18 protein-coding genes and 1 pseudogene are annotated in these 26,828 nt (G+C 68.7%); 10 read left to right on the top strand and 9 right to left on the bottom strand.

The window, feature by feature from the left end:
- Positions 1-66: 66 nt before the first annotated feature.
- The 3 genes from ACFY1U_RS44770 to ACFY1U_RS44780 all read right to left on the bottom strand — a co-directional run bounded on the left by ACFY1U_RS44770 (position 67) and on the right by ACFY1U_RS44780 (position 3,129).
- The gene (locus ACFY1U_RS44770) at positions 67-1,446 is read right to left on the bottom strand and encodes a nitrate/nitrite transporter (RefSeq protein WP_390699833.1); all 1,380 of its coding nucleotides are present in this window, start codon (positions 1,444-1,446) and stop codon (positions 67-69) included.
- 221 nt (positions 1,447-1,667) lie between these two features.
- Positions 1,668-2,282, bottom strand: a complete 615-nt coding sequence (locus ACFY1U_RS44775) for a Uma2 family endonuclease (protein ID WP_390699834.1) — start codon at positions 2,280-2,282, stop codon at positions 1,668-1,670.
- Between the two features lie 94 nt (positions 2,283-2,376).
- Positions 2,377-3,129, bottom strand: coding sequence for a helix-turn-helix domain-containing protein (locus ACFY1U_RS44780; protein ID WP_390699835.1), 753 nt, complete (start codon positions 3,127-3,129; stop codon positions 2,377-2,379).
- Between the two features lie 249 nt (positions 3,130-3,378).
- Here ACFY1U_RS44780 and ACFY1U_RS44785 point away from each other — a divergent pair, with 249 nt between their 5' ends.
- Genes ACFY1U_RS44785 through ACFY1U_RS44795 form a run of 3 tightly spaced genes read left to right on the top strand, consistent with a single transcriptional unit; the run spans position 3,379 to position 5,842 of the window.
- Positions 3,379-4,044: a DUF4097 family beta strand repeat-containing protein gene (locus ACFY1U_RS44785; RefSeq protein WP_390699836.1), complete on the top strand. Its 666-nt coding sequence runs from the start codon at positions 3,379-3,381 to the stop codon at positions 4,042-4,044.
- 38 nt (positions 4,045-4,082) lie between these two features.
- Complete coding sequence (locus ACFY1U_RS44790) at positions 4,083-5,030, top strand: ATP-binding cassette domain-containing protein (protein ID WP_390699837.1); 948 nt, start codon at positions 4,083-4,085, stop codon at positions 5,028-5,030.
- On the top strand, positions 5,027-5,842 hold the full coding sequence (locus ACFY1U_RS44795; RefSeq protein ID WP_390699838.1) for an ABC transporter permease: 816 nt from the start codon (positions 5,027-5,029) through the stop codon (positions 5,840-5,842). Before ACFY1U_RS44790 ends, ACFY1U_RS44795 begins: the two co-directional genes overlap by 4 nt.
- A gap of 95 nt (positions 5,843-5,937) precedes the next feature.
- Here the strand turns inward: ACFY1U_RS44795 and ACFY1U_RS44800 are convergent, their stop codons facing one another.
- Entirely contained in the window at positions 5,938-6,921 is a 984-nt protein-coding gene (locus ACFY1U_RS44800) for a LysR family transcriptional regulator (RefSeq protein ID WP_390699839.1), read from the bottom strand.
- 96 nt (positions 6,922-7,017) lie between these two features.
- On the opposite strand from ACFY1U_RS44800, the gene ACFY1U_RS44805 reads away from it, so the two are divergent.
- The 4 genes from ACFY1U_RS44805 (at position 7,018) to ACFY1U_RS44820 (ending at position 11,613) form a co-directional block, all read left to right on the top strand.
- Complete coding sequence (locus ACFY1U_RS44805; protein ID WP_390699840.1) at positions 7,018-8,286, top strand: MFS transporter; 1,269 nt, start codon at positions 7,018-7,020, stop codon at positions 8,284-8,286.
- A 254-nt stretch (positions 8,287-8,540) separates the two neighbouring features.
- Positions 8,541-9,836 (top strand): ABC transporter substrate-binding protein, encoded by a 1,296-nt coding sequence (locus ACFY1U_RS44810; protein ID WP_390699841.1) that lies wholly within the window; start codon positions 8,541-8,543, stop codon positions 9,834-9,836.
- The gene (locus ACFY1U_RS44815; RefSeq protein WP_390699842.1) at positions 9,833-10,792 is read left to right on the top strand and encodes a carbohydrate ABC transporter permease; all 960 of its coding nucleotides are present in this window, start codon (positions 9,833-9,835) and stop codon (positions 10,790-10,792) included. The genes ACFY1U_RS44810 and ACFY1U_RS44815 overlap by 4 nt, the downstream gene beginning before the upstream one ends.
- Positions 10,789-11,613: a carbohydrate ABC transporter permease gene (locus ACFY1U_RS44820; protein WP_390699843.1), complete on the top strand. Its 825-nt coding sequence runs from the start codon at positions 10,789-10,791 to the stop codon at positions 11,611-11,613. Before ACFY1U_RS44815 ends, ACFY1U_RS44820 begins: the two co-directional genes overlap by 4 nt.
- On the opposite strand, the pseudogene ACFY1U_RS44825 reads toward ACFY1U_RS44820, so the two are convergent.
- Positions 11,606-12,875: pseudogene (locus ACFY1U_RS44825) on the bottom strand (RNA-guided endonuclease InsQ/TnpB family protein). The gene ACFY1U_RS44820 and the pseudogene ACFY1U_RS44825 overlap by 8 nt on opposite strands.
- An 80-nt stretch (positions 12,876-12,955) precedes the next feature.
- Here ACFY1U_RS44825 and yicI point away from each other — a divergent pair.
- The 3 genes from yicI to ACFY1U_RS44840 are packed head-to-tail and all read left to right on the top strand — an operon-like array spanning position 12,956 to position 19,181.
- Positions 12,956-15,223 carry an alpha-xylosidase gene (yicI, locus tag ACFY1U_RS44830; RefSeq protein WP_390699844.1) on the top strand — a complete coding sequence of 756 codons (2,268 nt, stop codon included), beginning with the start codon at positions 12,956-12,958 and terminating at the stop codon, positions 15,221-15,223.
- Entirely contained in the window at positions 15,223-16,230 is a 1,008-nt protein-coding gene (locus ACFY1U_RS44835) for a LacI family DNA-binding transcriptional regulator (protein WP_390699845.1), read from the top strand. The genes yicI and ACFY1U_RS44835 overlap by 1 nt, the downstream gene beginning before the upstream one ends.
- A gap of 41 nt (positions 16,231-16,271) precedes the next feature.
- Positions 16,272-19,181, top strand: coding sequence for a glycoside hydrolase family 3 C-terminal domain-containing protein (locus tag ACFY1U_RS44840; RefSeq protein ID WP_390699846.1), 2,910 nt, complete (start codon positions 16,272-16,274; stop codon positions 19,179-19,181).
- Here the strand turns inward: ACFY1U_RS44840 and ACFY1U_RS44845 are convergent.
- The 4 genes from ACFY1U_RS44845 to ACFY1U_RS44860 form a co-directional block, all read right to left on the bottom strand.
- On the bottom strand, positions 19,168-20,154 hold the full coding sequence (locus ACFY1U_RS44845) for an alpha/beta hydrolase family esterase (RefSeq protein ID WP_390699847.1): 987 nt from the start codon (positions 20,152-20,154) through the stop codon (positions 19,168-19,170). The genes ACFY1U_RS44840 and ACFY1U_RS44845 overlap by 14 nt on opposite strands.
- A gap of 90 nt (positions 20,155-20,244) precedes the next feature.
- Complete coding sequence (locus tag ACFY1U_RS44850; RefSeq protein WP_390699848.1) at positions 20,245-20,718, bottom strand: hypothetical protein; 474 nt, start codon at positions 20,716-20,718, stop codon at positions 20,245-20,247.
- Between the two features lie 99 nt (positions 20,719-20,817).
- On the bottom strand, positions 20,818-22,167 hold the full coding sequence (locus tag ACFY1U_RS44855) for a hypothetical protein (RefSeq protein ID WP_390699849.1): 1,350 nt from the start codon (positions 22,165-22,167) through the stop codon (positions 20,818-20,820).
- Between the two features lie 120 nt (positions 22,168-22,287).
- Positions 22,288-26,457 (bottom strand): hypothetical protein, encoded by a 4,170-nt coding sequence (locus tag ACFY1U_RS44860; protein WP_390699850.1) that lies wholly within the window; start codon positions 26,455-26,457, stop codon positions 22,288-22,290.
- Positions 26,458-26,828: the final 371 nt, after the last annotated feature.

Consider the following 26,828-nt stretch of genomic DNA (forward strand, 5'->3'; position numbering starts at 1 on the left):
CATGCCGAACGAGCCTGTCAACGGCGCGTGACAGGCTCGGTTCGGCTTCATGTCGCTGGTGTTACGTCATACCTCGGCGTAGCTGAGCTGCGGCTTCGCCTCTGCGGCGGCTTCGGACTGCGCCGCCGTGGCCGGGCGCCGAAGGTATACGGCCCAGGTGACCGCGAAGCAGAGGGCGTAGAAGGCGAGGAAGGCGACGAACGCTCCGGTGCCGGATCCGTAGGAGAGGAAGGACTGGCGGAAGGCGAGGTTGATGCCGACGCCGCCGAGCGCTCCGACCGCGCCGATGAGGCCCATGGACGCTCCGGAGAGCCGGCGCCCGTACGTGGCCGCCTCCTCCCCTTCCAGTCCCTTGGCGATGGCCTTCGTCTGGAAGATGCCGGGGATCATCTTGTACGTCGAGCCGTTGCCGAGCCCGGTGAGCACGAACAGCACCACAAAGGCCACGGTGAACAGGGCCAGCGACTTCTGCATGGAGGCGACGATCAGAACCGCGGTCGCGGCGCCCATGCCGACGTAGTTCCAGAGGGTGATCTTCGCGCCGCCGTAACGGTCGGCGAGCCAGCCGCCGACGGGACGGATCAGCGAGCCGAGCAGCGGGCCGATGAAGGTGACGTACGCGGCCTGCAGCGGCGTACGGCCGAACTGGTTCGTCAGCACCTGGCCGAAGGCGAAGCTGTAGCCGATGAACGAGCCGAAGGTTCCGACGTAGAGGAAGGACATGATCCAGGTGTGGGCGTCCTTCGCGGCGTCCTTGGCGGCACCGGTATCGTTCTTCACGTTCTCGATGTTGTCCATGAAGAGCGCGGCGAGGACGGCGGCGACGACGATCAGCGGGATGTAGATCCCGAGCAGCACACGCGGCCCGCCGCTCGCCCCGATGATCGCGAGGGCGACCAGCTGGATGACGGGTACGCCGATGTTGCCGCCGCCCGCGTTGAGGCCGAGCGCCCACCCCTTCTTACGGAGCGGGAAGAAGGCGTTGATGTTGGTCATCGAGGAGGCGAAGTTGCCGCCTCCGATGCCGGCCAGCAGGCCGATCAGCAGGAACGTCGAGAACGACGTCCCCGGCTTCATCACCGCGAACGCGGCGATCGTCGGGATGAGCAGCAGGCTGGCCGAGATGATCGTCCAGTTCCGGCCGCCGAAGAGGGCGACGGCGAAGGTGTAGGGGACGCGGACGACGGCGCCGACCAGCGTGACCATCGAGGTGAGCATGAACTTGTCGGCCGGGGTGAGCCCGTACTTCGGGCCCATGAAGAGCACCAGCACGGACCACAGGGTCCAGATCGAGAACCCGATGTGCTCGGAGAGAACGGAGAAGAGCAGGTTCCGCTTGGCGATCTTCTCTCCGGTCTCGTTCCAGAAGGTCTCGTCCTCGGGATCCCACTGCTGGATCCAGCGGCCTCCCCTGCTGGGTGCGGGGGCTGTGCTAGGGGCTGTCATGACGCCTCCACGGTGCTCCGGGGCTCGGTCGTGCTTGGGGTAGCTGAGCGGTGATGAGTCCCGAAGGTAGGGAGGCAGCGTTTCCGGTCTGTGGCACTGGGTGACCGGAAGGGAACTTTGCTCTCACCCGGCGGCCGGGGCGGATGAGAGGTCTTGCGCCCGTACGTTACGAACGGCTCCCCGCTTGTGAGATGCCCCCTGTGAAGGTGCCGGGCGAACGGTCACCGACCGCGGCGGTCGACGGCCGTCAGGTCGATCTCGATGTCGAAGGGCACGGAGACCTTGAGCCTGTCGTGGAAGATGCCGGTGAGGCCGTAGGACTTCGTGGCGGGGTCGAGCTCGTAGACGTACACGACGGGGTATCCCTTGTCGTCGTCCTTCTCGACCCGCCAGAAGTGCGGCACGCCGACGGCCGCGTACTTGCGGGGCTTGACCTCGCGGTCACGCTCTCGGGAATCGGCGGAAACGACTTCGACGGCGAGGATGACGTCCTCGGGCTTGTACCAGGTCTGGTCGGGTCCGGTGGTCGCCTCCAGGGGGAGGACCAGGATGTCCGGCTCGGGCCGGTTCTTCGCATCCAGCTTGACCGTCATCTCCCGCATGACATCCAGGTGATCCGGCGCCTGTCCGAGAAGAGTGATCTCAAGCAGGCGCATACACCGAGCGTGGAATGCGGTCTGCGGACTCATGAAAACGAGACTCCCGTCGATCAACTCCGTGTGCGGCGGGAGGCCCGGAATCCGGTCGAGGTCGTCCGCGGTCCAGCCCCCGGGGGGCGGGACGGGCCAGCGGTACGCGGGCTCGTCGTCCAACCCGTCGTCGGATACGGCGCTCATCGGTGCTCCCATGGGACGGAGTCTCGACTGTCGGTTCAGCGTACCCAGGGGCAATGGTGGCCACCTCACCCCAATGAGTGATCCACACCGCCCCTCAGCGATCCGGATGTGGCTCCGCGCTGCCGTCCGGCCCCGTTTCGGGCCTCGCATGGAGCACGTCCCGGGCCTGGTCCGCGGCGCGGGCGATGCTCTCCGAGACGAAGTCCAGGAAGCGGGCGATGTTCTCCAGGCGGACGGCGGCCGGGGTGCCGGGGCCGAGGATGGCGACGCCCTGCCGTGCGGTCTCGGCGACCTGGGCGGTGCCGCGGACGCTGGCCATCATCGACTGGTACCAGACGTCGGAGTCGACGACGTACCGCTCCCGGCGGCGCGCGTCGCGTTCCCGCCGGATCATGCCCTGTTCCTCGAGGAACGCGACCGCCTTGGAGATGGACGCCGGGCTGACCTTGAGCCGCTGGACGAGTTCGGCGGCGGTGAGGCTGCCCGCGTCGCTGAGGCAGACGGCGGCCAGCACCCGGGCCATCATCTGCGGCGTGCCCGACTGCACGAACACGGTGGTGAGCGTCTCCTCGTACGCGCGCACCGCCTCGGCGTCGCGCCCGTAGGGCTGCGGGGACGCCGGAGAGTTCGGCGGCGCGGTCTGCCGGCGGCGGTGGGCGCGGTGTGCCGTCGCACGGTGGGCGATCTCGGCGCGGTAGGCGGTGGGGCCGCCGTTGCGCAGCACCTCGCGCGTGATGGTCGAGGTCGGGCGGTCCAGGCGTCGGGCGATCTCCGCGTAGGCGAGGCCGTCGGCCAGTCCCAGCGCGATCTGCTGGCGGTCCTGCTGGGTGAGTCTGCCTCCCGGCATCGTCTTCTCCTTAGTGCTGGCCTCTTCGGCGTCTCCCCACTCTAGCGTTCATACCCATTCCATTGCAACGACCGGTGGACCGGGCGTTGCGTTAAATTCTGAACCGTTGCAACGATTTATCGCCATTGACCTGCATTGATTTCCGTTCTGCGCAACGCGCATGTTGCCGGATCAGCGAACGCAACGTAGCTTTCCATCATCAGAAACAGCGGGCCGACCAAGCGCCCGCTGCATACGAAGGAGAGCACCATGCAGAAGTTCGACACCCCCGCCGCCGTCTCCGCCGTCCTCGACATCCCCGCCGGACGCATCCAGTTCATCGCCGCCGACCGGACCGACACCACCGTCGAGGTCCGACCCGCCAACGCCGCCAAGAACCGCGACGTGAAGGCGGCCGAGGAACTGGAGGTCGACTACCGCGACGGCATCCTGCGGATCGCGGCGAAGCCCGCCAAGAACCAGTACCTCGGCCCCTCCGGTTCCGTCGAGGTCACCGTCCAACTGCCCGCCGGCTCCCGGATCGAGGCCAAGGCCGCGAGCGCCGAACTGCGGGCCGTCGGCCGACTCGGCGACGTCACCTTCGAAGGCGCCTACCGCCACATCAAGATCGACGAGGCCGCGAGCCTCCGCCTCACCGCCGTCGACGGCGACGTCGAGGTCGGCCGACTGGGCGGCCCCGCCGAGATCAGCACCGCACGCGGCGACATCCGGATCACCGAAGCCGTGCGCGGCACGGTGACACTGCGCACCCAGTCCGGCGACATCTCGATCGGCGCCGCCGCCGGTGTCTCCGCAGCCCTGGACGCCGGCACCGGCCACGGCCGCATCAGCAACGCGCTCAAGAACGACGGCACCACCGAACTCGACATCCACGCCACCACCTCCTCCGGCGACATCACCGCCCGCAGCCTCTGACCGCCTGCGGCCTCCCAGCCCTTGAAGGAGCACTCCCCATGACCGACCTGGCCATCGCGGCGAAGGGTCTGCGCAAGTCCTACGGCGACAAGACCGTCCTGGACGGCATCGACCTGGGCGTCGCGGAAGGAACGATCTTCTCCCTGCTCGGCCCGAACGGCGCCGGCAAGACCACCGCAGTCAAGATCCTCTCCACTCTGATCAGCGCCGACGCCGGCGACCTGTACGTCGGCGGCCACAGCCTCGCCACCGACGCGCAGGCCGTGCGCGCCGCGATCGGCGTCACCGGGCAGTTCTCCGCCGTCGACAACCTGATCACCGGGGAGGAGAACATGCTCCTGATGGCGAACCTGCACCACCTGTCCCGGCGCGAGGGACGGCAGGTCACCGCCGAACTGCTGGAGCGCTTCGACCTCACCGAGGCCGCGAAGAAGCCCGCCTCCACCTACTCCGGCGGCATGAAACGCCGCCTCGACATCGCCATGACCCTGGTCGGCAGTCCGCGGATCATCTTCCTCGACGAGCCGACCACCGGCCTCGACCCGCGCTCGCGGCACACCATGTGGCAGATCATCCGCGACCTCGTCACAAGCGACGGCGTGACCGTCTTCCTCACCACTCAGTACCTGGACGAGGCCGACGAGCTCGCCGACCGTATCGCGGTCCTCCACGACGGCAGGATCGCCGCCGAAGGCACCGCCGAGCAGCTCAAGCGGATCGTCCCCGGCGGCCACGTCCGGCTCCGCTTCACCGACCCGGCCGCGTACCAGAGCGCCGCCTCCGCCCTGGGGGAGGCGGCCCGGGACGACGAAGCCCTCGCCCTGCAGATCCCCAGCGACGGCAGCCAGCGCGAACTGCGCTCCATCCTCGACTGGCTGGACTCGGCCGGCGTCGAGGCCGACGAGCTGACCGTGCACACCCCCGACCTCGACGACGTCTTCTTCGCCCTGACCAGCAGCACCCGGCCCGAGGAGGCCATGCGATGAGCACCCCTGCGGCTACCGCCCGCCCGACCCGGATCTCCCTCGCCGTGCGCGACTCGTCCACGATGCTGCGCCGCAACCTGCTGCACGCCCGCCGCTACCCGTCGCTCACCCTGAACCTGCTGCTCACCCCGGTCATGTTGCTGCTGCTCTTCGTCTACATCTTCGGTGACGCGATGAGCGCGGGACTCGGCGGCGGCGCCGACCGCTCCGACTACATCGCCTACCTCGTGCCGGGCCTGCTGCTGATGACCGTCGGCTCCACCACGATCGGCACCGCGGTGTCCGTCGCCACAGACATGACCGAGGGCATCATCGCCCGCTTCCGCACCATGGCCATCCACCGCGGGTCGGTGCTCATCGGGCACGTCATCGGCAGCGTGCTGCAGTGCGTGATGAGCGTGGTCCTGGTCGGCGCGGTCGCCGTGGCCATCGGCTTCCGCTCCACCGACGCCACCGTCCTCGACTGGATCGCCGCCTTCGGGCTGATCACGCTGTTCGCCCTGGCGCTCACCTGGATCGCGGTCGGGATGGGCCTGGTCAGCCCGAACGCCGAGGCCGCCGGCAACAACGCGATGCCGCTGATCTTCCTCCCGCTCATCTCCAGCACCTTCGTCCCCCTGCACACCATGCCGGGCTGGTTCCAGCCGATCGCCGAGTACCAGCCCTTCACTCCCGCCATCGAGACCCTGCGCGGACTCCTCCTGGGCACCCCGATCGGCCACAACGGCTGGCTCGCCATCGCCTGGTGCGTCGGCCTCGCGGTCCTCGGCTACTTCTGGTCGGCGTCGAAGTTCAACAGCGAGCCGAAGTAACCGTCATGACAGCGCGGGCCATCCCGCAAACCCGTCCCACCCCAGGGCGGCGTACACCGACAACTCGTCGGGTGCGCCGCCCCGTTCGTGTCCGGTCAACGCTTCCGCCGGGCCCCGGCGGGCATGACCTCCGCATCGATGGCCGGAAGCCATCCATCGGAAGGCACCCGCAGCCACGCTTCCGCCGCCGAGACTTCGAGCGCCGCCCGTCGAAGCGCATCGAATGCGGGGTGCACCAGCCCCTTCCGCCACACAAGTGACACCGGCGACAAAGGCACAGGATCGGCCAGGGGCCGCAGCACCCTCCCAGGCATGGCCGGAAAATCCACCACGGCGAGAATCGGGTTGCGCGTCTTGGCCATGATCCGCTCGAACTCCTCCTCCCCGACGGCCAGCGGAACGGGCGGTGCGATCTCGATGCGCCGCCCGTCGAACAGCCGGCGGGCCAGATCCGTCCACTCCGGTGTCCGCGGATTTCCCGCCCCCGCGTACACCGTCTCCCCCGCCAGCGCGGCGAGCGGCACCGCGTCCAGCGCCGCCAGCCGGTGGTCCTCGGGCAGCACGACCGCCATCGGCTCGTAGCGCACGGGCTGGTGCTCCAGCCGGGCCCGCAGCACCGGGTCCAGGCCTGCGAACCGGCCGAACGACGCGTCGAGGCGCCCTGCGAGCAGCTCTTCCGCGGCGCCGGTCAGCCCGCTCTCGTAACGCGCCATCAGCTCGTGGTCGGGGGCGAGTTCGCGGGCCCGGTGCAGAACGCGGCGCGCGGTGGCCGCGCCCCGGTAGTTGAGGTCGACCAGCAGCGGCCTGGCCTGCCCGAACGCGGCCAGCAGCTCGTCCTGCGCCTGAAGCACCCGGCGCGCGTACGGCACCAGCCGCTCACCGTCGGCCGTGAGCGTCACCTGCCGGGTGCTGCGCACGAACAGCTCGGCCCCCAACTCCCGCTCCAGGCGCCGCACATCCCGGCTGAGCGCCTGCTGGGCGACATAGAGCCGGGCGGCGGCGCGCGTGAAGTGCAGTTCCTCGGCGACGGCGAGGAAGGCACGCAGGAGGCGGGGGTCTGGATGGCCGGGCGCGGGCATCCGGCGAACCTACAACAGAACTTACAACGCAGGTGCGTGAATCGGCGCGCAGAAGGTGTTGGACCCCTTGATCATCTACGGGCGACCGTAGTGCCCATGCCGCAACCGACGCCCGGGAAAGCCCCGTTGTTCACGGTCACCGCCGACACCCTCGTCGCCGTCGACTTCAACCCCCGCACCCGCAACCGCCCGCCCGGTCCCTACCGCCGTCTCTTCGCCACCCCCGGCGCCCGCGCCTTCACGTTCGGGAATCTGCTGGCCCGGCTCCCCATGGGCATGTTCAGCGTGAGCGCGGTCGTGATGATCGCCGGTGCGCGCGGCTCGTACGCCCTCGCCGGCGCCGTCACCGCGACCGGCCTCGCGGCGACGGCCGTGATGGCCCCGTGGACCGCGCGGCTCGTCGACCGCTACGGCCAGGCCCGGATCGCCGTACCCGCCACGGTGTTCGCGGCCCTCGGCTCCCTCGCCCTCCTGCTCTGCGTGCACTTCGGCGCCCCCGCCTGGACCTTGTTCGCCTCCTACGCCGCCACCGCCACGACCCCGAACATCGGCGGCATGTCCCGTGCCCGTTGGGCCCACCTGCTGAAGGGCGACGACGGGGCGCTGCACACCGCGAACTCCTTCGAACAGGCCGCCGACGAGCTCTGCTTCATGCTGGGCCCGGTGCTCGCGGCCTTCCTGTGCGGGACGTTCTTCCCGGAGGCGGGCACGCTGGCCGGCGCGGTGCTGCTGCTGACCGGCATGCTGCTGTTCGCCGCGCAGCGCTCGACCGAGCCGCCCGTGCGGCGGCACGCTCGCGCCAGATCCCCGCTCCGCGCGCCCGGTATGCCCCCGCTGCTCGCCGTCTGCCTGGCCATGGGCGCGGTGTTCGGCTCCATGGAGGTCGTCACGATCGCGTTCGCGGACGCACAGGGACACCGTTCAGTGGCGGGCCTCGTGCTCGCGCTGCAGGCGGCGGGTTCATGCGCGGCGGGGCTGCTGTACGGAGCCCTCAAGCCGAGCGGTCCCGCCGACGCCCGACTGCCGTGGTGCGTCGCCGCGATGACCACCCTGATGGCCCTCCCCCTCCTCGCCGCCTCCCTCACCGGCTCCCTCCTGGCCCTGGCGGGTGCGCTGCTGGTCGCGGGCATGGCGACCGCCCCGACCATGGTCACGACGATGACGCTGGTCCAGCAGCACACTCCCGAGGGCCGCCTCAACGAGGGCATGACCCTCGCGGTGACCGGCCTGCTCGGCGGAATCGCCTGCGGCTCCGCGACGGGCGGCTGGCTGGTGGACCACCTGTTCCCGACAGCGGGCTTCGGGATACCGGTGACGGTGGCCGCCGCTGCGCTGCTGATCGCCGGTGCGTACCGCGCCCTCTAAGGGGCGCGGGGCTGAGTCGACATGCGGCTCCGCCGCGTGGGCGCGACAAGCCACGACTCCGCCGCAGACGATCGACAACCCCTCACCACCCACCCCGCGGAGCATTTCTCGTCCAATCCATTGACGCACCCCCAGCCCCCGCATACCTTCGCCCGTCGAAGCGCTTCGACGTCACGCATCGAATCGATTCGACGACCGGATCCGTCCGCCGCGTGACGCCCCGACTACCCATCCGGCTCTCCTGGAGGCACGGGATGTTGACGGCACGAAGGCGTGTGATGACGGTGGCGGCCGCGCTCCTCGGCGGATCGCTGCTGGTCACGGCATGCGGCGGCTCGGGCAGCGGGTCCTCCGACGCCAAGACGCTCAAGCTCTGGCACTTCGAGGGCCCCGACAGTGCGATGGGCGTGGCCTGGAACGAGGCGATCAAGGAGTTCGAGGCGAAGCATCCGGGCGTCAAGGTGAAGTTCGAGGAGAAGGGCTTCGAACAGATCCAGAAGACGGCGCCCATGATCCTGAACTCCTCGGACGTGCCCGACGTCATGGAGTACAGCAAGGGCAACGCGACCGCGGGCACCCTCGCGAAGCAGGGCCTGCTGACCGATCTGACAGCCGAGGCGACCCAGCACGGCTGGGACAAGAAGCTCAGCGCGGGCGTCCGTACGACCAGCATGTACGACACCAACGGCGTCATGGGATCCGGCAAGTGGTACGGCGTGCCCAACTACGCCGAGTACACGATGGTCTACTACAACAAGGACCTCTTCAAGAAGTACGGGATCACCGAGCCGAAGACGTTCGACGAACTGACCGCCGCCATGGACAAGTTCGTCGCCAAGGGCGTCACCCCGCTCGCCAACGCGGGCGCCGAGTACATCGCCCAGCAGTACCTCTACCAGCTGGCCCTCTCCAAGGCCGACCGCTCCTGGGTCGACAAGTACCAGCTGTACAAGGGCAAGACCGACTTCCACGACCAGGCCTGGACGTACGGGGCCACCACCTTCGCCGACTGGGTGAAGAAGGGCTACATCAGCAAGAACACCACCAGCACCAAGTCCGAGGACGCGGGCGTGTCCTGGATCCAGGGCAAGACGCCGATCCTCTTCTCCGGCAGCTGGTGGTACGGCCGCTTCCAGCGGGAGGTCAAGTTCGACTGGGACACCACCCTGTGGCCCGGCTCGAATCTGACCCCGGGCTCCGGCGGGAACATCTGGGTGGTCCCCAAGAACGCCAAGAACAAGGACCTGGCCTACGACTTCATCGACATCACCATGTCGAAGAAGATCCAGAACCTGCTCGGCAACAAGGGCGGCGTTCCGGTCGCGGCCGACGCCTCCGCCATCACGGACCCGAAGTCCAAGCAGCTCATCGCCAACTTCAACACCCTCAGCGGGCGTGACAGCCTGGCCTTCTACCCGGACTGGCCGGTGACCGGCTTCTACGACGTCCTCATCTCCGAGACGCAGAAGCTGATGACGGGCAGCGAGAAACCGGACGCCTATCTCAGCGCACTGCAGCAGGCCTACGACAAGGGCGCGCCGACGAAATGACGGTGACCGTCGAACGGGGCGCGCGGACCGCCGGCAAGCACCCGGACGCCGGCCCGCGCCGCCCCCGTACCCGCGACTCGTACGCCCTGTTCCTGCTCCCCGGCATCCTGGCGTTCACGGCGATCATCGTCGTCCCGTTCCTGATGAACACGGGCGTGAGCTTCACCCAGTGGCAGGGCATCGGCAGCCCCCAGTGGACCGGGCTCGCCAACTACCGGGAGCTGATGGACGACGCGGAGTTCTGGGCGTCGTTCCGGCACAGCCTGTTCATGGTCGTCGCCATGGCGGCCGTACCGACGATGATCGGTCTCGTCCTGGCGGCCGCGCTGTTCGACTACATCGGCAAGCACTTCGGATCCCGGTGGGCCGCGGTGCTGCGGGCCTGCTTCTACCTCCCGCAGGTGCTGCCGATCGCGGTCGCCGGCATCGTCTGGAGCTGGATCCTCGCCCCTGACAACGGCTCCCTGAACGAGCTGCTGAAGGCGGTCGGGCTGGGCTCCTGGCAGCAGGACTGGCTCGGCGACCCCGACATCGCGCTGTACAGCGTCATGGGGGTGATGGTCTGGGTGCAGATCGGCTTCCCGCTGGTGGTGTTCATGGCGGGCCTGCAACGCGTGGACCCGCAGCTGTACGAGGCGGCCGAGCTGGACGGCGCCGGCTGGTGGCGCCGCTTCTGGCACATCACGCTGCCGCAGATCCGCCCGGAGATCTACGTCGTCCTGACCTGGTGCACGATCGCCGCGCTCAAGGTGTTCGGCGCGGTGTACGTGCTCACGAAGGGCGGCCCGGGCGGGGCCACGGACGTCCCCTCCTACTTCTCCTTCTCCACCTTCTTCGAGAAGACCCAGGTCGGCTACGGCGCCGCGATCTCCACGATCCTCACGGTGATCATCCTGGCGCTCTCCCTCGTCCTCCTGAAGCTGCAGACCCGCGACGAGGAAGGGGACCGCGCATGACGACCGCCCTGCGCCGCTACCCGGTGCTGATCGCGCTGTGCATCGCCGCCCTGTTCATGGTGGTCCCGTTCCTCATCGTCGCGGTCAACGCGTTCAAGTCGCCGGCCGAGTACTCCCAGCACGGCCCGCTCAGCCTGCCCGAGGGCTTGTACCTGGACGGTCTCAAGAGCTTCTGGCAGCGCGTCGACTTCGGCCAGAAGCTGGTCAACTCGGTGCTGATCAGCGGCTCGGTGGCCGTACTCGCGGTGATCCTCTCCGTCCTCAACGCCTACGCCATCGGGATCGGCCGGATCAAGGGCCGCACCTGGGTCCTGGCCTTCTTCGTCCTCGCCAACGTGCTGCCGCAGGAGGCGCTGGTCTACCCGATCTACTACCTGGCCAAGCAAGCCGGCCTGTACGACACCAGGCTGAGCGTGATCATCGTCTTCACGGTGATCCAGGCGGCCTTCGGTACGTATCTGCTCTCGTCGGTCCTGGGCCAGTTCCCCCGCGAGATCGTCGAGGCGGCCCGGATCGACGGCGCCAACAAGTGGCAGGTGCTGTGGCGGATCGTCGTCCCGGTCAGCCGGCCGACCATCGGCGTGCTCCTGGTCTTCTTCTTCATCTGGACCTGGAACGAGTTCCTGCTCCCCCTGGTGATGCTGGTCTCCAACGACAACCAGACGGTGTCGGTGGCGCTCGGCGTCCTCCAGGGCCAGCGCCTGATGGACGCCACGATGACCAATGCGGCGGCCCTGCTGGGCGTGCTCCCGGCGATCGTGTTCTTCCTCGTGTTCCAGCGGACCCTCACCCGCGGCATCGCCGTCGGGGCGGTCAAATGACCGCCGTGGGTGCCGTCAATTGGCCTCTCTCCTCCGTGAGGAGGGGATGCCCCGACTCTGCGCCGCTACGCGACGCTCCTTCGGAGCTTTCCTGCTTCATCGCCGACAGCCCCATCCGGAAGGATCTTCCGTTGAGGTCTTACACCGGCTCCACAGGCCGACACCGCCAGCCCAGCGGCCAGAAGGTTGCGTGCAGCGTTCGTGTCCCTGTCATGAGAAACTCCGCAGCCGTCACACGTCCAGACTCGGACGTTCAGCGGGAGGTAGTCACGGATCAGGCCGCAAGCCGAACATGCCTTGCTGCTGGGGTGCCAGCGGTCAACCGCGATCAGCTCCCGCCCATACCACCCGCACTTGTACTCCAGCATGCCCCGCAGCTCGGCCCACGACGCATCAGAGATTGCACGGGCGAGATTGCGGTTCTTGACCATGTGCCGCACCGTCAGGTCCTCAATCACGATCAGTTGGTTCTCCCGAACGAGACGAGTGGTGACCTTGTGCAGGTGATCCCTACGCCGGTCGGCGACCCGGGCATGAACCCGTGCAACCTTGAGCCGAGCCTTCTCCCGGTTCCTGCTTCCTTTCTCCTTGCGTGCCAGTTCACGCTGAGCGCGAGCCAATCGGGCGCGCTCCCGCTTCTCCTGCTTTGGGTTGGCGATCTTTTCCCCGGTGGAGAGAGTGAGCAGGCTGGTGATTCCCGCGTCGATGCCGATCTGACCCGCGGCCTTGCCAGCCGTCACCGTGTCTTCACAGAGCAGGGACACGTACCAGCGCCCCGCCGGGTCCCGGGAGATGGTCGCCGTGGACGGATGAGCGTCTCGTGGCAGGGGGCGGGACCACACGATGTCCAGTGGGTCGCTCATCTTCGCCAGGAACAACTGGCCACCGCGCCAGCGGAACGCCGCACGTGTGTACGTGGCCGAGGGACGTGTTCTCTTGCGCGACTTGAACCGCGGATACTTCGCTCGCTTGTCGAAGAACGCCTGAAAGCCGAGCTGAAGATGACGCAGCGCCTGCTGCAGAGGCACCGACGACACCTCACGGAGGAAAGCGGCATCCTCCGTGGCCTTGAGCGCCGTCAGCGCCCGGTCGGTGGCCGGATAGCCGATCTTCTCTCCACGCAGCGTGAATGCCTCCGAACGAAGCCGCAAGGCCCAGTTGTACACGTAGCGCACACAGCCAAACGTGCGGGTCAGTTCCGCCACTTGCTCACTGGTGGGATAAAAGCGGTACTTGAATGCCCGCTTCACCTGCCGCTTCATGCTTACACGCTATCTCCATCTGCATGTAAACGAAGGACCTTTGACGGATTTTCCGGCCGGACGGCTCGGGGAGGCGGCAAGTGAAGTTCACCGATGGTTACTGGCTGCTGCGCGAGGGAGTCACCGCGGCCCACCCCGTCGAGGTCCTCGACGTCACCGCCACTGGGGGCACCCCCTCTGGGGGAGGCTCGCTGGAGATCCACGCGCCGACCCAGCCCATCCGCCACCGCGGCGACCTGCTGAAGGGACCGGTCGTGACGATCAGCGCGCACACCCCGATGCCCGACGTCATCGGCCTCACCTTCACCCACTTCGAGGGCGAGCAGGCGCGCGGCCCTGAATTCGACATCAGTGAACAGGAGTTCGCCCCACAGGTCGGATACGACGACGAGCACGCGACCCTCACCTCCGGCGCCCTGTCGGTCCGAGTGGCCCGCACCGGCTCCTGGCACGTCGACTTCCTCGCCGACGGCCGCACGCTCACCTCCAGCGGCCCCAAGGGCATGGGCATCATGCGGAACGCGGAGGGCGCGCACTACCTGCGCGAACAGCTGGGCCTCGGGGTCGGTACGTCCGTCTACGGCCTCGGCGAGCGCTTCGGCCCGCTGGTCAAGAACGGCCAGGTCGTCGACATCTGGAACGCCGACGGCGGCACGGCCACCGAACAGGCCTACAAGAACGTCCCGTTCTATCTGACGGACGCGGGCTACGGCGTCTTCGTCGACCACCCGGGCAAGGTGTCCTTCGAGGTCGGCTCGGAGGCGGTGTCCCGGGTCCAGTTCAGCGCGGAGACGCAGGAGCTGACGTACTACGTCATCTACGGCCCGAGCCCCAAGGACATCCTCCGCAAGTACACGGCCCTCACCGGCCGCCCGGCCCTGCCGCCCGCCTGGTCGTTCGGCCTGTGGCTGTCGACGTCCTTCACGACCTCGTACGACGAGGAGACGGTGACGTCCTTCATCGAGGGCATGCGGGAGCGCGAACTCCCGCTCTCCGTCTTTCACTTCGACTGCTTCTGGATGCGTGAGTTCAACTGGTGCGACTTCCAGTGGGACCCGCGGGTCTTCCCCGACCCGGAGGGCATGCTCGCCCGGCTGAAGGCGCGCGGTCTGCGCGTCTGCGTGTGGATCAACCCGTACATCGCCCAGCGCTCGCCCCTGTTCGCGGAGGGCAAGGCGCTCGGCCATCTGCTGAAGCGGCCGGACGGAAGCGTCTGGCAGTGGGACATGTGGCAGCCGGGCATGGCGCTGGTCGACTTCACCAGCCCGGCCGCCCGCGACTGGTACGCCTCGAAGCTGGAGGCGCTGCTCGCGCAGGGCGTCGACTGCTTCAAGACCGACTTCGGCGAGCGGGTGCCGGTGGACGTGGCGTGGTCCGACGGCTCGGACCCGGAGCGGATGCACAACTACTACACGTACCTCTACAACCGCACCGTCTTCGACGTGCTGCGCAAGCACCGCGGCGAGGGCGAGGCCGTGCTCTTCGCCCGCTCGGCGACGACCGGCAGCCAGAAGTTCCCCGTGCACTGGGGCGGCGACTGCGAGGCGACCTACGAGTCGATGGCCGAGTCACTGCGCGGCGGGCTGTCGCTCGGCCTGTCCGGCTTCGGCTACTGGAGCCATGACATCGGCGGCTTCGAGGGCACCCCGACCCCCGCCCTGTTCAAGCGCTGGCTGGCCTTCGGTCTCCTCTCCTCGCACAGCCGGCTGCACGGCAGCTCCTCCTACCGCGTGCCCTGGCTGTTCGACGAGGAGTCCGTGGACGTGCTGCGCCAGTTCACCCGGCTGAAGCTGCGGCTCATGCCGTATCTGTACGAGGCCGCACGCACCGCCCACACCGAGGGCGTGCCGATGATGCGGGCGATGGTGCTGGAGTTCCCGGACGATCCGGGGTGCGCGCATCTGGAGCGGCAGTACATGCTGGGCCCGGACCTGCTGGTCGCGCCGGTGTTCGACGACGAGGGGGATGTGTCCTACTACGTCCCCGAGGGCACCTGGACGCACTTCCTGAGCGGGCGGACGGTGACCGGGCCGCGCTGGGTGCGCGAGCGGCACGGCTTCCTGAGCGTCCCCCTGCTGGTACGGCCGGGCACGGTGATCCCGGTGGGCGCGGTGGCCGACCGCCCCGACTACGACCATGCCGACGGCGTCACCCTGCGGGCCTACGGCCTGGAGCGGGGCGCTCAGGTGACGGTGCAGGTGGGGGACGTGACCTTCACCGTCGTACGCGAAGGGGACACGCTGCGGGCCTCGTGCAGTGAGCCGGTGGCTCAGTGGAGTCTGGCCGCCGGGGAGCGGTCGGCGCGGGCGCAGGCGGGCACCGGGTTCCTCTCCCTGGAGCTGGGCTGATGGTGAAGATCACCGATGTGGCGCGGCACGCCGGGGTCTCCCCCAGCACCGTGTCCTACGCGCTCAGCGGCAAGCGCCCGATCTCCGAGGAGACCCGGCAGCGGGTCGAGGCGGCCGCCCGGGAGCTGGGCTACCGGCCGCACGCGGGCGCCCGAGCCCTGGCCAGCAGTCGCTCGAACGTCCTGGCACTCGTGATCCCCTTACGGGCAGGCATCCACGTCCCGGTGGTGATGCAGTTCGCGGTGTCGGTGGTGACGACGGCCCGCAAGCACGACCACGACGTGCTGCTGCTGACGCAGGAGGAGGGCGAGGAGGGCCTCAGGCGGGTGGCGGACACGGCGCTGGTGGACGCGCTGATCGTGATGGACGTCCAGCTCCGTGAGCCGCGGCTGCCGTTGCTGCGCTCGCTGGAACGGCCGTCCGTGCTGATCGGCTTCCCGGCCGACTCGGAGGGACTGACCTGCATCGACCTCGACTTCAAGGCGGCCGGCGAGGCGTGCGTGGAGCATCTGGCGCGGCTCGGGCACCGGGTGGTGGCGCTGGTCGGCTCACCGCCGGAGGTGTACGTGCGGCAGACCGCGTTCGCCCAGCGGGTGGTCCAGGGGTTCACGGCCGCCGCCGACCGCAGCGGGCTGTCCTCCTCCGTACAACCCTGCGAGGCCTCGCCCGCGGCCGCCCGGCTGGTGGCCGAGCAACTCCTGCGCGAACACCCGGCGCTCACGGGAGTCGTCGTCCACAACGAGCCGATCCTCGAACCGCTCATCGAGGCCTTCGAGCAGCTCGGGCTGCGGGTGCCCGGCGACCTCTCCGTCACCGCCATCTGCCCCGACGAACTCGCCGAGTCCGTGCGCGTCCCCGTCACCTCCGTCGCCCTGCCCTCCGCGGAGGTGGGCGAGCGAGCGGTGGAGCTCCTGATGAAGAAGCTCGGCGGCAGCGCCGTGCCCGAGGCCACGCTGCTGCCGCCGCGGCTGACGGAGCGGGCGAGCACCATGCCACGCAGTGCCTGACCGACCCACCTGTGCAAGGCCCTACTTGAAGGAGCCGTGACATGAAGGGCAAGCGAAGAAGACAGAGGACCACGCTGCTGGCGGCCCTGACCCTGATCGCGGGTCTGGGCGCCACCGTCCCCGCCCATGCCGACGACCCCGCCTACCCGTTCCGCGACCCGAATCTCCCGGTGGCCGCCCGGGTCTCCGACCTCCTGTCCCGCCTCACCCTCGACGAGAAGATCTCCCTTCTCCACCAGTACGAGCCCGCCATCCCGCGCCTCGGCATCCAGTCCTTCCGCACCGGCACCGAGGCCCTGCACGGCGTGGCCTGGCTCGGCAGGACGACCGTGTTCCCGCAGGCCGTCGGCCTCGCCTCCACCTGGGACCCGGCCCTGCTCCGCCAGGTCGGCTCGGCGGTCGGGGACGAGGCACGCGGCTTCCAGCAGACCCGCCCCGCGGGCTGGGGCCTGAACCTGTGGGCGCCCGTGGTCAACCTGCTGCGCGACCCGCGCTGGGGCCGCAACGAGGAGGGCTACAGCGAGGACCCGTATCTGACCGGCGCGATCTCCACGGCGTACGGCACGGGCCTGACGGGAGGCGACCCGGACCACCTCAAGACGGCCCCGACGCTGAAGCACTTCCTCGCCAACAACAACGAGGAGCACCGCGACACCACAAGCTCCGAACTGCGCCCGCGCGTGCTGAAGGAGTACGACGAGCAGGCCTTCAAGCCCGCGATCGAGGCGGACGCGGCGACGGGTGTGATGTCCTCGTACAACCTGGTCAACGGCCGTCCGAACACGGTGAATCCGGCCCTCGACGACACCGTCCGCACCTGGACCTCGAAGGACCTGCTCAATGTGACGGACGCCGCGGCACCCGGCAACCTGGTCGGCAGCCAGAAGTACTACGGCACCCCGGCCGAGGCCGACGCGGCGGCGCTGAAGGCGGGCATCGACAGCTTCACCGAGAACGACGCCGACTCCGGCCCGACGACCACGGCGGTCAAGTCGGCGCTGTCCACCGGCCTGTTGAAGGAGTCGGACGTCGACAAGGCCGCGGGAGACGTGCTGAGCGTCCGCGTCCGGCTCGGCGAGTTCGATCCCGGCGGCGGGAAGTACGGCTCCATCGACGCGTCCGTCATCGACAGCCCCGCCCACCGCGCCCTGGCCCGCAAGGCGGCCACCGAGTCGGCGGTCCTGCTGAAGAACGACGGCGCGCTGCCGCTGAAGAAGACGGACAGTGCCGCCGTCGTCGGCCCCCTCGCCGACACCCTCTACACGGACTGGTACTCCGGCACCCTCCCCTACGCCGTCACCCCGAAGGACGGCATCGAGTCCAAGCTCGGCACCTCGGTCGCGAGCACCGAGGGCGTGGACCGGATCGCCCTGAAGGACACGGCGACCGGCAAGTACGTGACGGCGGGCACGGGCGAGGCGGGCGCGCCCCTGAAGGAGACGGCGGATTCCGGTACGGGAGCCCAGTTCGACGTCTTCGACTGGGGCTCGGGCATCGTGACCCTGCGCTCCGCGGCGAACGGCAAGTACGTCGGCTACAACTGGTCGAACTTCGTCAACGACCAGAAACAGCCGAACGGCTGGTTCGTACAGCAGCAGTTCAAGCTGGAGCGCCAGGACGACGGCACGTATCTGCTCCGCTACGCCGGCTACGAGACCTCCGAGTCCTGGTGGTCGAACCCGGTCTACCTGGGCCCGTCCGGCACGGACGGCACCCTCGGCCTGGTCGCCAAGGACCAGGCGGCCCACTACACCAAGGACGTGGTCCGCAGCGGTGTCGACGAGGCGGTCGCCGCGGTCAAGGGCAAGGACCAGGCGGTCGTGGTGATCGGCTCGGACCCGTCGATCAACGGCCGCGAGGCCCACGACCGCACTGACCTGTCCCTGGCTCCGACGCAGGAAGCCCTGGTCAAGGCGGTGCGCGCGGCCAATCCGCACACGGTCGTGATCGTCGAGAACAGCTATCCGACCACGCTGGGCTCCTTGCAGAAGGAGGTCCCCGCGCTGCTGTGGACCACCCACGCGGGCCAGGAGACCGGCAACGCCCTCGCCGACCTCCTCTACGGCGACGCCGACCCGTCGGGCCGCCTCACCCAGACCTGGTACCGCTCCGACGCCGACCTCCCGTCGATCCTCGACTACGACATCATCAAGTCCGACCGCACCTACCAGTACTTCACGGGGCAGCCGCTCTATCCCTTCGGCTACGGCCTCTCGTACACGACGTTCGCCTACTCCGGTCTGCGGCGGGTGGGCGACGGCTACCAGGTGAAGGTCACCAACACCGGCAGCCGGGCGGGCGCGGAGGTCGTCCAGCTGTACACCCACCAGCGCACCTCCCGCGACAAACAGCCCCTCAAGCAGCTCAAGTCCTTCCAGCGGGTGTCGCTCCAGCCGGGCGAGACGAGGACGGTCCGGTTGCGGGTACGGCCGTCGGACCTGGCGCACTGGGACGTCACGCGTTCCAAGTGGGCGGTGGAGAGCGGCACTTACGACGTCCTGGTGGGCTCGTCGTCCTCCGACATCCGTGCCCGTACGTCCTGGCAGGTGAAGGGTGAGACGATCCCGCCCCGCGACCTGTCGAAGACGACCCGCGCGGAGAACTTCGACGACTACTCCGCCGGCATCGCTCTCGTCGACGAGTCCAAGGCGAGCGGTACGGCGGTGTCGGCGGCCTCCGACGGCGCGTGGCTGGAGTTCGCGGACACCCGACCGGCCCCGGACGCGGGCGAATTCGCCGCGCGGGTCGCCGGGACGTCCTCCGGCACGGTGGAGGTACGGCTCGGCTCACCGACCGGCACCCTCGTCGGCACCGCGCGCTTCGCGGGCACGTCGTCGCCGTACGACTACACGACGGTGACCGCGAAGCTGTCGGGCGCGACGAAGGGCCGTACGGACGTCTATCTGGTCCTGAGCAAGGGTGTTCGCCTGTCGACGTTCACCCTGCGCTGAGGCCCCAGGCGAGCCCGAGCCGGTAGGCGGCGCACAGGTTCACATCGAGGAGGTAGGCCCCGGCGGCACCGCACTGCGCGGTGCCGCTGCCGGGGTCGACCGGCTGCCCGTGCCCCATGCCGGTGATGCTGTACGTCTCGACGGCGGTGTTCCCTGCCGGGTCCCGGAAGACCTGGTGGGGATAGCCGGCGACGGTGTCGCTGACGTCCGCGGTCTGGTCGGCACCGTGCACATCGGTCCACTGCTTCATCAGGTCGGTCATGTTGACGGGCTTGACGGTGTAGTCGGCGCTGCCCTGGAAGACGGTGAGCGTGGGCCAGGTGCCGGTGTAGCCCGGCCGGGCGGCACGCACCCGGTCGCCCCACTGTTTCGCCGTCTGCGTGGCACCGACGTACATGCACACATACGGCGACCCGGCGGCCTGCGCGCACCCGTACGGCAGCCCGGCGACGACGCCGCCCGCGGCGAACTTCTCCGGGTAGTCCGCCATCATCACGGCGGTCATGCCACCGCCGGCGGACAGCCCGGTCACGTACACGCGCGAGGCGTCCCCACCGACATCGGCGAGTTGCCGGTCCACCATCTGCGCGACGCTCGCGGCCTCGCCCTGGCCGCGTTCGATGTCCCCGCTCTGGAACCAGTCGAAGCAGGAGGAGGCGTTGTTGGCCGTGGTCTGCTGCGGCAGCACCACGGAGAACCCCCACCGGTCGGCGAGCTGGAGCCAGCCGCTGCCGGAGCCGTACCCGGATGCGTCCTGTGTGCAGCCGTGCAGGGCGACGACGACGGGCCGCCCGGCGGGCAGCCCGTCGGGCACGTACCGGAACATGCGCAGGGCGCCGGGGTTGGTACCGAAGCCGGTGACTTCCTGGAGGGAGGCGGCGGATGCTCTGCCCGGGGTGAGGAACGCGGCGATCAGGGCGACCAGGAGGGTCGCGAGGACGGAGCGGTGACGTGCGGCTCTGGTCTGTGTCATGGGGAGGGACCGTAGAAGCGTGAACAGTCCCTCGACATGTGGTGTGGCACCACATCGGGCGCCGTGGTTGTGGGACGCAGCGCAGGACCCTCAGGCGGGGACCGGGTGTGCAGATCCGTCGGCGCGGCGCTCGCGCAGAAGCCCGCGGATGGACCGGATCCGCCAGGCGGTGAAGGCGAGCACGACGAGGCCGGTGAGGGCGGGCCACTTCCACCGGCCGGAGCTGTCCTGGGTCGCGGTGCGGGCCGAGGCCCCGTCGACGCGGGCGGCGAGGGGCTTGTCGGGAGGGGAGGTCAGAATGCCGTCGATGCCGACGGCGGCGATCCGCACACCATGGTCGTCGGACTCGAACGACCCGTCACAGGCCCATCCGTCCTCCCAGAGGTCGCTCCACGCTCCGGTCGCGCGGTGGCAGTCGGTGACCTGGACCGTCCCGGGCATGCCGGTGAGTTCGGCGTGGGCCTGGACGATGCCGTGACCGGCGAGGAAGACACCGAAGACGAGCCCGATGACGGCGAGGCAGATCTCGCGGGGCAGCCTGGGCAGCAGACGGATCAGGAACATGCGGGGGTGGGTCCTTCGTCAGGTGGGTGAGTCGTACGGGAGTGGTGAGGCCGCCCGGAGTGGGTGCGGCCGTGCGGAGATGGGGCGCGTGCCGGGCGGTCACTCGTCCTGGGCGAGGTGCTCGATCGCGTGGGACACGTGATCCTCGCCGTAGCCGAAGCGTTCGCCGAGGGTCCGGCAACGGGCGTACTGCCGCTTGGTGAGGCACCCGGACGCCGTGTGCAGGACCCTCAGCAGCAGGCGGAATCCGAGGTCGGGGTCGACCTGGACGACGAGCTGTTCCAGCGCAGTCGTCTGCTCGGGCTCCAACAGGGGTGCGGCTTCCCGGACTTCGCGCAGGACCGCGTCCGCCAGGTCGGCCCGGACCGGGGGCAGGGCGGGGGTGTGCTCGGGGGCGACCTCGGTCAGCCGAGCCCGGCACTCCTCGGCGATCCGGCGCAGCCAGCCCGGTCCGTCGGTTGCGAAGCGGGCGGGGTCCGTGTGCGACGCGGCGACCCAGAGCGTGGTGAGGGTGTCGCCGGACAGCGGGGACCGGAGCAGCCGGGCGGTGTCCTCCCACAGCACGAGCGCCTGGACGCCGGGGATGTGATAGCCGTCGGCGGTGACGGTCCGGTGGAGGAGTTCTGGCGCCGGTACGGATCGCTCCCACATCGGGTGGAACTGTCCGGCGAGTTCGGACAACCCGAAGTCCCCGTCGAAGAGACGCCGCGCGACCTCCAGGGGCCGCCACACGACGGTGAGCCCCCCGTAGACGACCCAGAAGGGATGTCCGAACGGTTCACCGAGGTCGCAGAACCTCTTGCAGCGCTCCTCCGAGACCGGCACGCCTGCCGTCTTGAGCGCCCGAAGACAGAGCCGGAACCCGAGATCGAGATCGGCCCGGGTGGCAACCTCCTCCAACGCCGGCGCCAGACCGGGGAGTTCACCGGCGGACGCGCGGATCTCCGCCAGGATCGCGTCCCGCACGGTTTCGACGGCCGGCAGCCGCCAGAACGACCACGACGGAGCCGGCGCACGGCCCACCATCACCCGGGGCGGACGGGCCGCGCAGGTCGCGTCCATCCGCGCGAGCCAGTCGCGCACGCCGATTCCGTGCGCCCGCGGATCCCAACCGCCTCCCGTGGCGGCGAGCCACACGGCCCCGAGCACCTCGTCGGACAGCGGGGAGTCCAGGAGCCTGCCCAGGTCTCGGCGGAGTTCCTCGGCATACCCGAAGTCTTCATGAAACACGTCAAACCCGAGGATGTGGCGTTCGTCCTCGCTGAGCCGCTCGATGCCCGAGGTGTCGACGGGCGTCTCACCCTCGTATGCGGAGAGCTTCTCCGTGACGAGTGCGAGTGCCGCCTCCTCCGTCCCGGGCGGCGTCGACTGCGCGAACGCCTCGGTCAGGCCGCTGAGCCCGAAATCGGAGTCGTACTTCTCGAAGTAGGGGCCGGACTGGTCCCGCACGGTCTGGTTCCCCCCAGTCGCCGGTCGCGATCACCTTATGGCACCTGTGTGGGATCTGTGAAGGTGTACACGACAAAGGCCCCGCCGCTCGAAAGCGACGGGGCCTTGTTCAGATGGCCTCTATGCGTCGGGCCCCAGTGTGGCCAGGTCGAACGCGCTGCTGATGGCGCCGTAGCCGTCCGTTCTGAGGTTGACGTGGTCGCCGGAGTCGTAGTCCGACGGGGCCGTGCCGGCATTCAGCCGCAGCGCCGGTGGATCCGTCGTGCTGGCGGGGTCCTGGACCGCTACGACCGACTCCGCATCCACGTAGCTCACCTTGGGTGAGGTGACGTCGAGTTGGTCGGTGATCCATGTGTTGGTGTCGATGCGGTTCTGGTCGATCGCCGCGGTACAGGGGCTGTAGCCGTCGCAGGGGGTGAGCGTGGTGAAGATGACCTTGATGCCCCAGCCCTTGAGTTGGTCGCGTAGCAGGCCGAGGGCACTGTCGACATCGACGTCGTCGTGGCCGGCGACGATGTCCTCCAGGCCCTGGGTGACCACGACCGTGCGGATGCCGGGAGTGGAAAGGACGTCGCGGTCCAGACGGGTGAGTGCTGCGCGACCTCCGGCGCCTGCGCCCTGGTCCGTGCCGAGGTAGTTGTTCTCGATGCCGGAGGCCACGACTCCGTAAACCGGGATGCCGTCGGTGTTGTTGATGAGCCGGTATGCCAGCCACTGGTTCAAGCGTGAGGCGTCGCTGCCGGCGGTGGTGCCTGTGGTACGGGTGTTAATGAGGCCGTCGCCGAGCACGGAGACCGTCGGCTTGTGGTCAGTGGTGACGTCGACTGCGGTGAGGATGTCGGCGAAGCGGCCCGCCGAGACCGTTCCGGTGCCGCTGAACGCCGTGTTCGCCGTGTCCGTGGTGTGATCGCCGCTCCCGACGGCGCTGACGTAGCTGAGTGTGTCGGCGGCCGCCCACGGGTGCATGACGAGGTAGTTAACTCGGTTCACCAGGTGGATGCTGGTTGTGATCGCCCCGCGCGGGGCGACCGTCATGGGGATGGGGTCGCTGTAAAGTTCGCCGCCCTCTGGGATCACCACTGATTTGGCTCCACCGAAGGTTACGTCGACCGGTGTCGACGTCAGCGTGGCGCCGTTGCCGTATGGGGCGACAGTGATGTGGTCGAGCGTGAGCGGATCGGTGCCCAGCGCGTTGGACAGCCGCAGCCGTATGGTGTCGCCGCCGGTGCTGGCCATGGTGACCGTGCGGAAGGTCTGGTTGCTGAAGGCACCCATGTCCGGAAATTGGAACCGCTCTTCAGTGGGTGCGTTCCAACTACCCGTCCAGGTAGTGCCATTGGTCGCGGTAGTGGTGTCACGGACGGACATGCCGATGATGTGCATTCCAGGGACAAACTGGCGGGCGGCGTCTGCCACGTCGGGCAGCGTCACTGAGCTGACAGTGGCACCGGCCTTGAGCGGAACGGCGAAGGCGTAGATGTTGGTGCTGTGGGTCTCGTGGGCGCTAGGGGTGTTGCGGTGCAGCAGGGTGACGGCGGCCAGGGTGTCCGAGCCACGCACCCAGTCGGGCATGGTCAGGTAGTAGGGCTGAGCGGTGCCGTCGCCGTAGGTGATCGCCCCCTTGGGGGTGGTGCAGTCCTCGTAAGTGGCGTTGCCGAGGCTGCAGTTGGTGGCCGCGATATTGGTGTCGTCCGGAACCACCGGGCTGGTGCTGTCGCCGTCCTGGTGCTGGGAGCCGACGGCGCCGTTGGTGGAGAAACCGAGGAAGACCATTGCCTGGCCGCTGGTGCCGTTCATCTGGATGGTCTGGTTGGCAGCCATGACGTTGTCACCGCTCGTGGAACCCCAGTTGGGCAGGGTGAAGGTGGCGCCGTCCACAGTGATCTTGCCGCCGGGTTGCCAGCCGGCCGCCTTGAGGTCCTGCAGTGAGAGCGTGGCGCCGGCTCCGTCGGCGTCGGCGGTCGTGCGGTTGCTGTCGTCCGTGGTGGCCGTGTTGTTGAAGGCGGCCTGAAGGCTGGCGTACGTCTTCGTCGCATGCCCAAGCGCGGTGAACTCGTACTGCCGTTTTGAGGAGACGTTGCCGGCCGAGTCGACGGCGTACACGTAGAGCGTGTGCGTGCCCGGTGCCACCGGCGTCACAGTGATCGTGGCCGCGTTGTTGGTGGCCGTCTTGGTCTGCGAGGCCGGGGTGTTGGAGGTGGGCGGTTCCGCGTCCAGGCCGTAGAGGAATTTGGCGGCGTTGTTGCCGTTGCTGCCCGGGTCCACCGAGACGGTGAACTTGCCCGGGGTGCCCGCCGCGGTGATGCCTGCGGAGTCCTCCGGGTACAGGTTGTCCGCGGGTTTGACAGTCGGCTGGGCCGGGCTGTGGAGGTCGACGGTGAAGTGGCAAGTCGCGGAGGGGTCCGAGGTGTCCTCGCCGTCGCTGGAGGTCGCCTTCCAGCTGACCACGCTGCCGTCGGCCAGGCCGCTCATGAACGACGAGGCCAGCTGTACGGGTGCGTTGGCGCCACTTGCGACGGTGGCGCTGGTCTTCGTGGTGGCCGAACCGCTGCCCACCCAGTACGAGTACGTTGCCGCCAGAGCATCCTTGTCGGCGTCGCTCACCGAGGCGTTCAGCGTCGGCGGGGTGGTGGCCAAGGTCTTGCCGACGATCGGGTACGGAGTCGTGGTGCCACATCCCAGCGAGGTGGATCCCACCTTGGTGGCCAGGGTGCCGGGCTTGTTGGGCGCGTGGTTGTACGTGATGGACAACGACGGGTTGTTGTCGAACCGCTTGAAGTAGTTGCCGTCGCCGCTGCCGTTCTGGCTGCCTACGAGGGCGAACGTCCAGCTCTTCCAGGGCACCTTCGCGCCCTTTTTGATCGTGTCGGTCACTGTGAAGCCGCCGGAGGGCTGGCTGGTGCAGGCCGGGCCGAAGCTCAGGGTGTCCAGCTTGCTGGTCAGCGACGGCTTGGCGTTCCATGTGGTCGACGAGCTGATCGCGCCGGACCAGTACAGGTAGACGTCCGAGGAGAGGCTGCAGCTGGCGGAGTAGTTCTCCTTGACATTCACGGTGGCCGAGACGATGTGCGCGTGGTCGACGCTTGAGGGCACGGCCATCTGGAAGTAGGAGCGTTCCACGCCAATGCAGTCGGTCCAGCTGTTGTAGCCGACGCCGGGGTCGCCGTACTTATTGGAATCGTAGTTCTTCGCGGTGGAGCAGCCTTGTTGAGTTTCCACGTAGTGCTGTCTGCCGCCGCTGGCGTAGTGCGGGTTCCAGGTCGGGTCGATGTAGACCGGGAACTTGGTGTGTCCGTCCCTGAGCAGCTTGGCATCTGGGACGAGGGACAGCGTGCGGCCGCGTAGCTGGCCATGGACACGGGCCACCTGCGCCTTGGGGGCGGGGCCCGCCTCCGGTGCGGTGCGGGCCGTGCCGATGCCGCTGGAGTCCCACATCGACGGCGGTGGGGCGCTGAAGAGCACCCGGCCGTCCGGCGTGGTCGCGGCGAGATTGCCGTGGCCGTCGTCGTCGACGGTGACGCCCTTGGCACGGGTGGTCAGGGCGAGTTGGGCGAGCGCGGGGTTGGCCGCGGCCTTCGCGTTCTTGACGATGAGGACCTGGGACCAACCGCCCTGGGTGTCCGCGGTGACCCGCAGATCCACGCCCGGCATCACGCCCGGGTAGGTCAGGCTCGCGCCGGAGACATGCGGGGCGGGCAGTGCGTGCGGCCATGACAGGGCGAGGGAAGCCTTGCCCTTGGTCATGGTGGCGAGGGCGGCTGCGCCGCCGCCGGAGAAGGCGAGGGGTTCGGCAGCGGCCCTGGGGCTCCATGTGCCGTCCGCGTTGCGCGTGAGCGTGGCGTCGACCGGGACCCAGTGATGGGCCTTGTGCACTCGCACAGGCAGCAGGCTGGAGTCGTAGGTGACGGTGCCTGAAGGGTTGGCCGTCGTGGTCGCGTTCTCCGTGGTCAAGAGATCGACACGCACCGGCTTCCCGGTCGAGGCGGCCTGCTTCTGGGCTACGGCGAGCGCTGTCTGCTCGGCCTTCGTGAGGTCGCCGTCGCCGGACGGACGCAACGAGCCGGTCGGCTCCGGCGGCTTCGTGTCGTCCTTCGGCGCCGGGGTGAGGTCGGGCTCTCCGGCGTTGACATCTGCGACCGAGCCGGGCGTGGAGTCGGCTGCGGCGGGCCGAGTGGCGAGTGGGGTCAGGCATAGTGCGCTGACCGTCGCAAGAACCAGGAGTCGGCCCGGTATTCGCGGGCTCTTTCTGAATGGACCGCCGGAGGAACGTCGGCGGAAACGGTCGGACATTTGCCCCCCATTTGAGTCCGATTGAAAAACGCCGATGGGCGCGAGGGAGGCTACCGGCAATCGCGTCAATGCGGCAACTGTCCACGCAAAGCAGTGGTTGCGTTTTGCATCAACCGAACGTGAAGATGATGTGCGCAACTTTGCTGCACGGTACACCGGTTGAAGCGGTTGTTGAGCAATCGGCCTCGTTCGCGGGGAAGTTGGTGCATTTGGCCTCGAAACTTTGTCGAACACAGAGGGTTGCATGGCGATATCTATGCCTATTGAACATGTGAAGCCCCTGTGAGCGCGGCCTGTCATCTGATCGAATGCATCTTCGGCAGCCGTGCTGGAATTGGGGGGTCCGGAGTGCGTCGTCATTCTCGTTGGCG

The organism is Streptomyces sp. NPDC001351, from assembly GCF_042896045.1.
Taxonomy (GTDB): Bacteria; Actinomycetota; Actinomycetes; order Streptomycetales; family Streptomycetaceae; genus Streptomyces.

Bases quoted from the DNA above. Each gene is read 5' to 3' on its own strand.
- ACFY1U_RS44770 (WP_390699833.1), bottom strand. From the start codon at position 1,446: ATGACAGCCCCTAGCACAGCCCCCGCACCCAGCAGGGGAGGCCGCTGG.
- ACFY1U_RS44775 (WP_390699834.1), bottom strand. From the start codon at position 2,282: ATGAGCGCCGTATCCGACGACGGGTTGGACGACGAGCCCGCGTACCGC.
- ACFY1U_RS44780 (WP_390699835.1), bottom strand. From the start codon at position 3,129: ATGCCGGGAGGCAGACTCACCCAGCAGGACCGCCAGCAGATCGCGCTG.
- ACFY1U_RS44785 (WP_390699836.1), top strand. From the start codon at position 3,379: ATGCAGAAGTTCGACACCCCCGCCGCCGTCTCCGCCGTCCTCGACATC.
- ACFY1U_RS44790 (WP_390699837.1), top strand. From the start codon at position 4,083: ATGACCGACCTGGCCATCGCGGCGAAGGGTCTGCGCAAGTCCTACGGC.
- ACFY1U_RS44795 (WP_390699838.1), top strand. From the start codon at position 5,027: ATGAGCACCCCTGCGGCTACCGCCCGCCCGACCCGGATCTCCCTCGCC.
- ACFY1U_RS44800 (WP_390699839.1), bottom strand. From the start codon at position 6,921: ATGCCCGCGCCCGGCCATCCAGACCCCCGCCTCCTGCGTGCCTTCCTC.
- ACFY1U_RS44805 (WP_390699840.1), top strand. From the start codon at position 7,018: ATGCCGCAACCGACGCCCGGGAAAGCCCCGTTGTTCACGGTCACCGCC.
- ACFY1U_RS44810 (WP_390699841.1), top strand. From the start codon at position 8,541: ATGTTGACGGCACGAAGGCGTGTGATGACGGTGGCGGCCGCGCTCCTC.
- ACFY1U_RS44815 (WP_390699842.1), top strand. From the start codon at position 9,833: ATGACGGTGACCGTCGAACGGGGCGCGCGGACCGCCGGCAAGCACCCG.
- ACFY1U_RS44820 (WP_390699843.1), top strand. From the start codon at position 10,789: ATGACGACCGCCCTGCGCCGCTACCCGGTGCTGATCGCGCTGTGCATC.
- ACFY1U_RS44835 (WP_390699845.1), top strand. From the start codon at position 15,223: ATGGTGAAGATCACCGATGTGGCGCGGCACGCCGGGGTCTCCCCCAGC.
- ACFY1U_RS44840 (WP_390699846.1), top strand. From the start codon at position 16,272: ATGAAGGGCAAGCGAAGAAGACAGAGGACCACGCTGCTGGCGGCCCTG.
- ACFY1U_RS44845 (WP_390699847.1), bottom strand. From the start codon at position 20,154: ATGACACAGACCAGAGCCGCACGTCACCGCTCCGTCCTCGCGACCCTC.
- ACFY1U_RS44850 (WP_390699848.1), bottom strand. From the start codon at position 20,718: ATGTTCCTGATCCGTCTGCTGCCCAGGCTGCCCCGCGAGATCTGCCTC.
- ACFY1U_RS44860 (WP_390699850.1), bottom strand. From the start codon at position 26,457: ATGTCCGACCGTTTCCGCCGACGTTCCTCCGGCGGTCCATTCAGAAAG.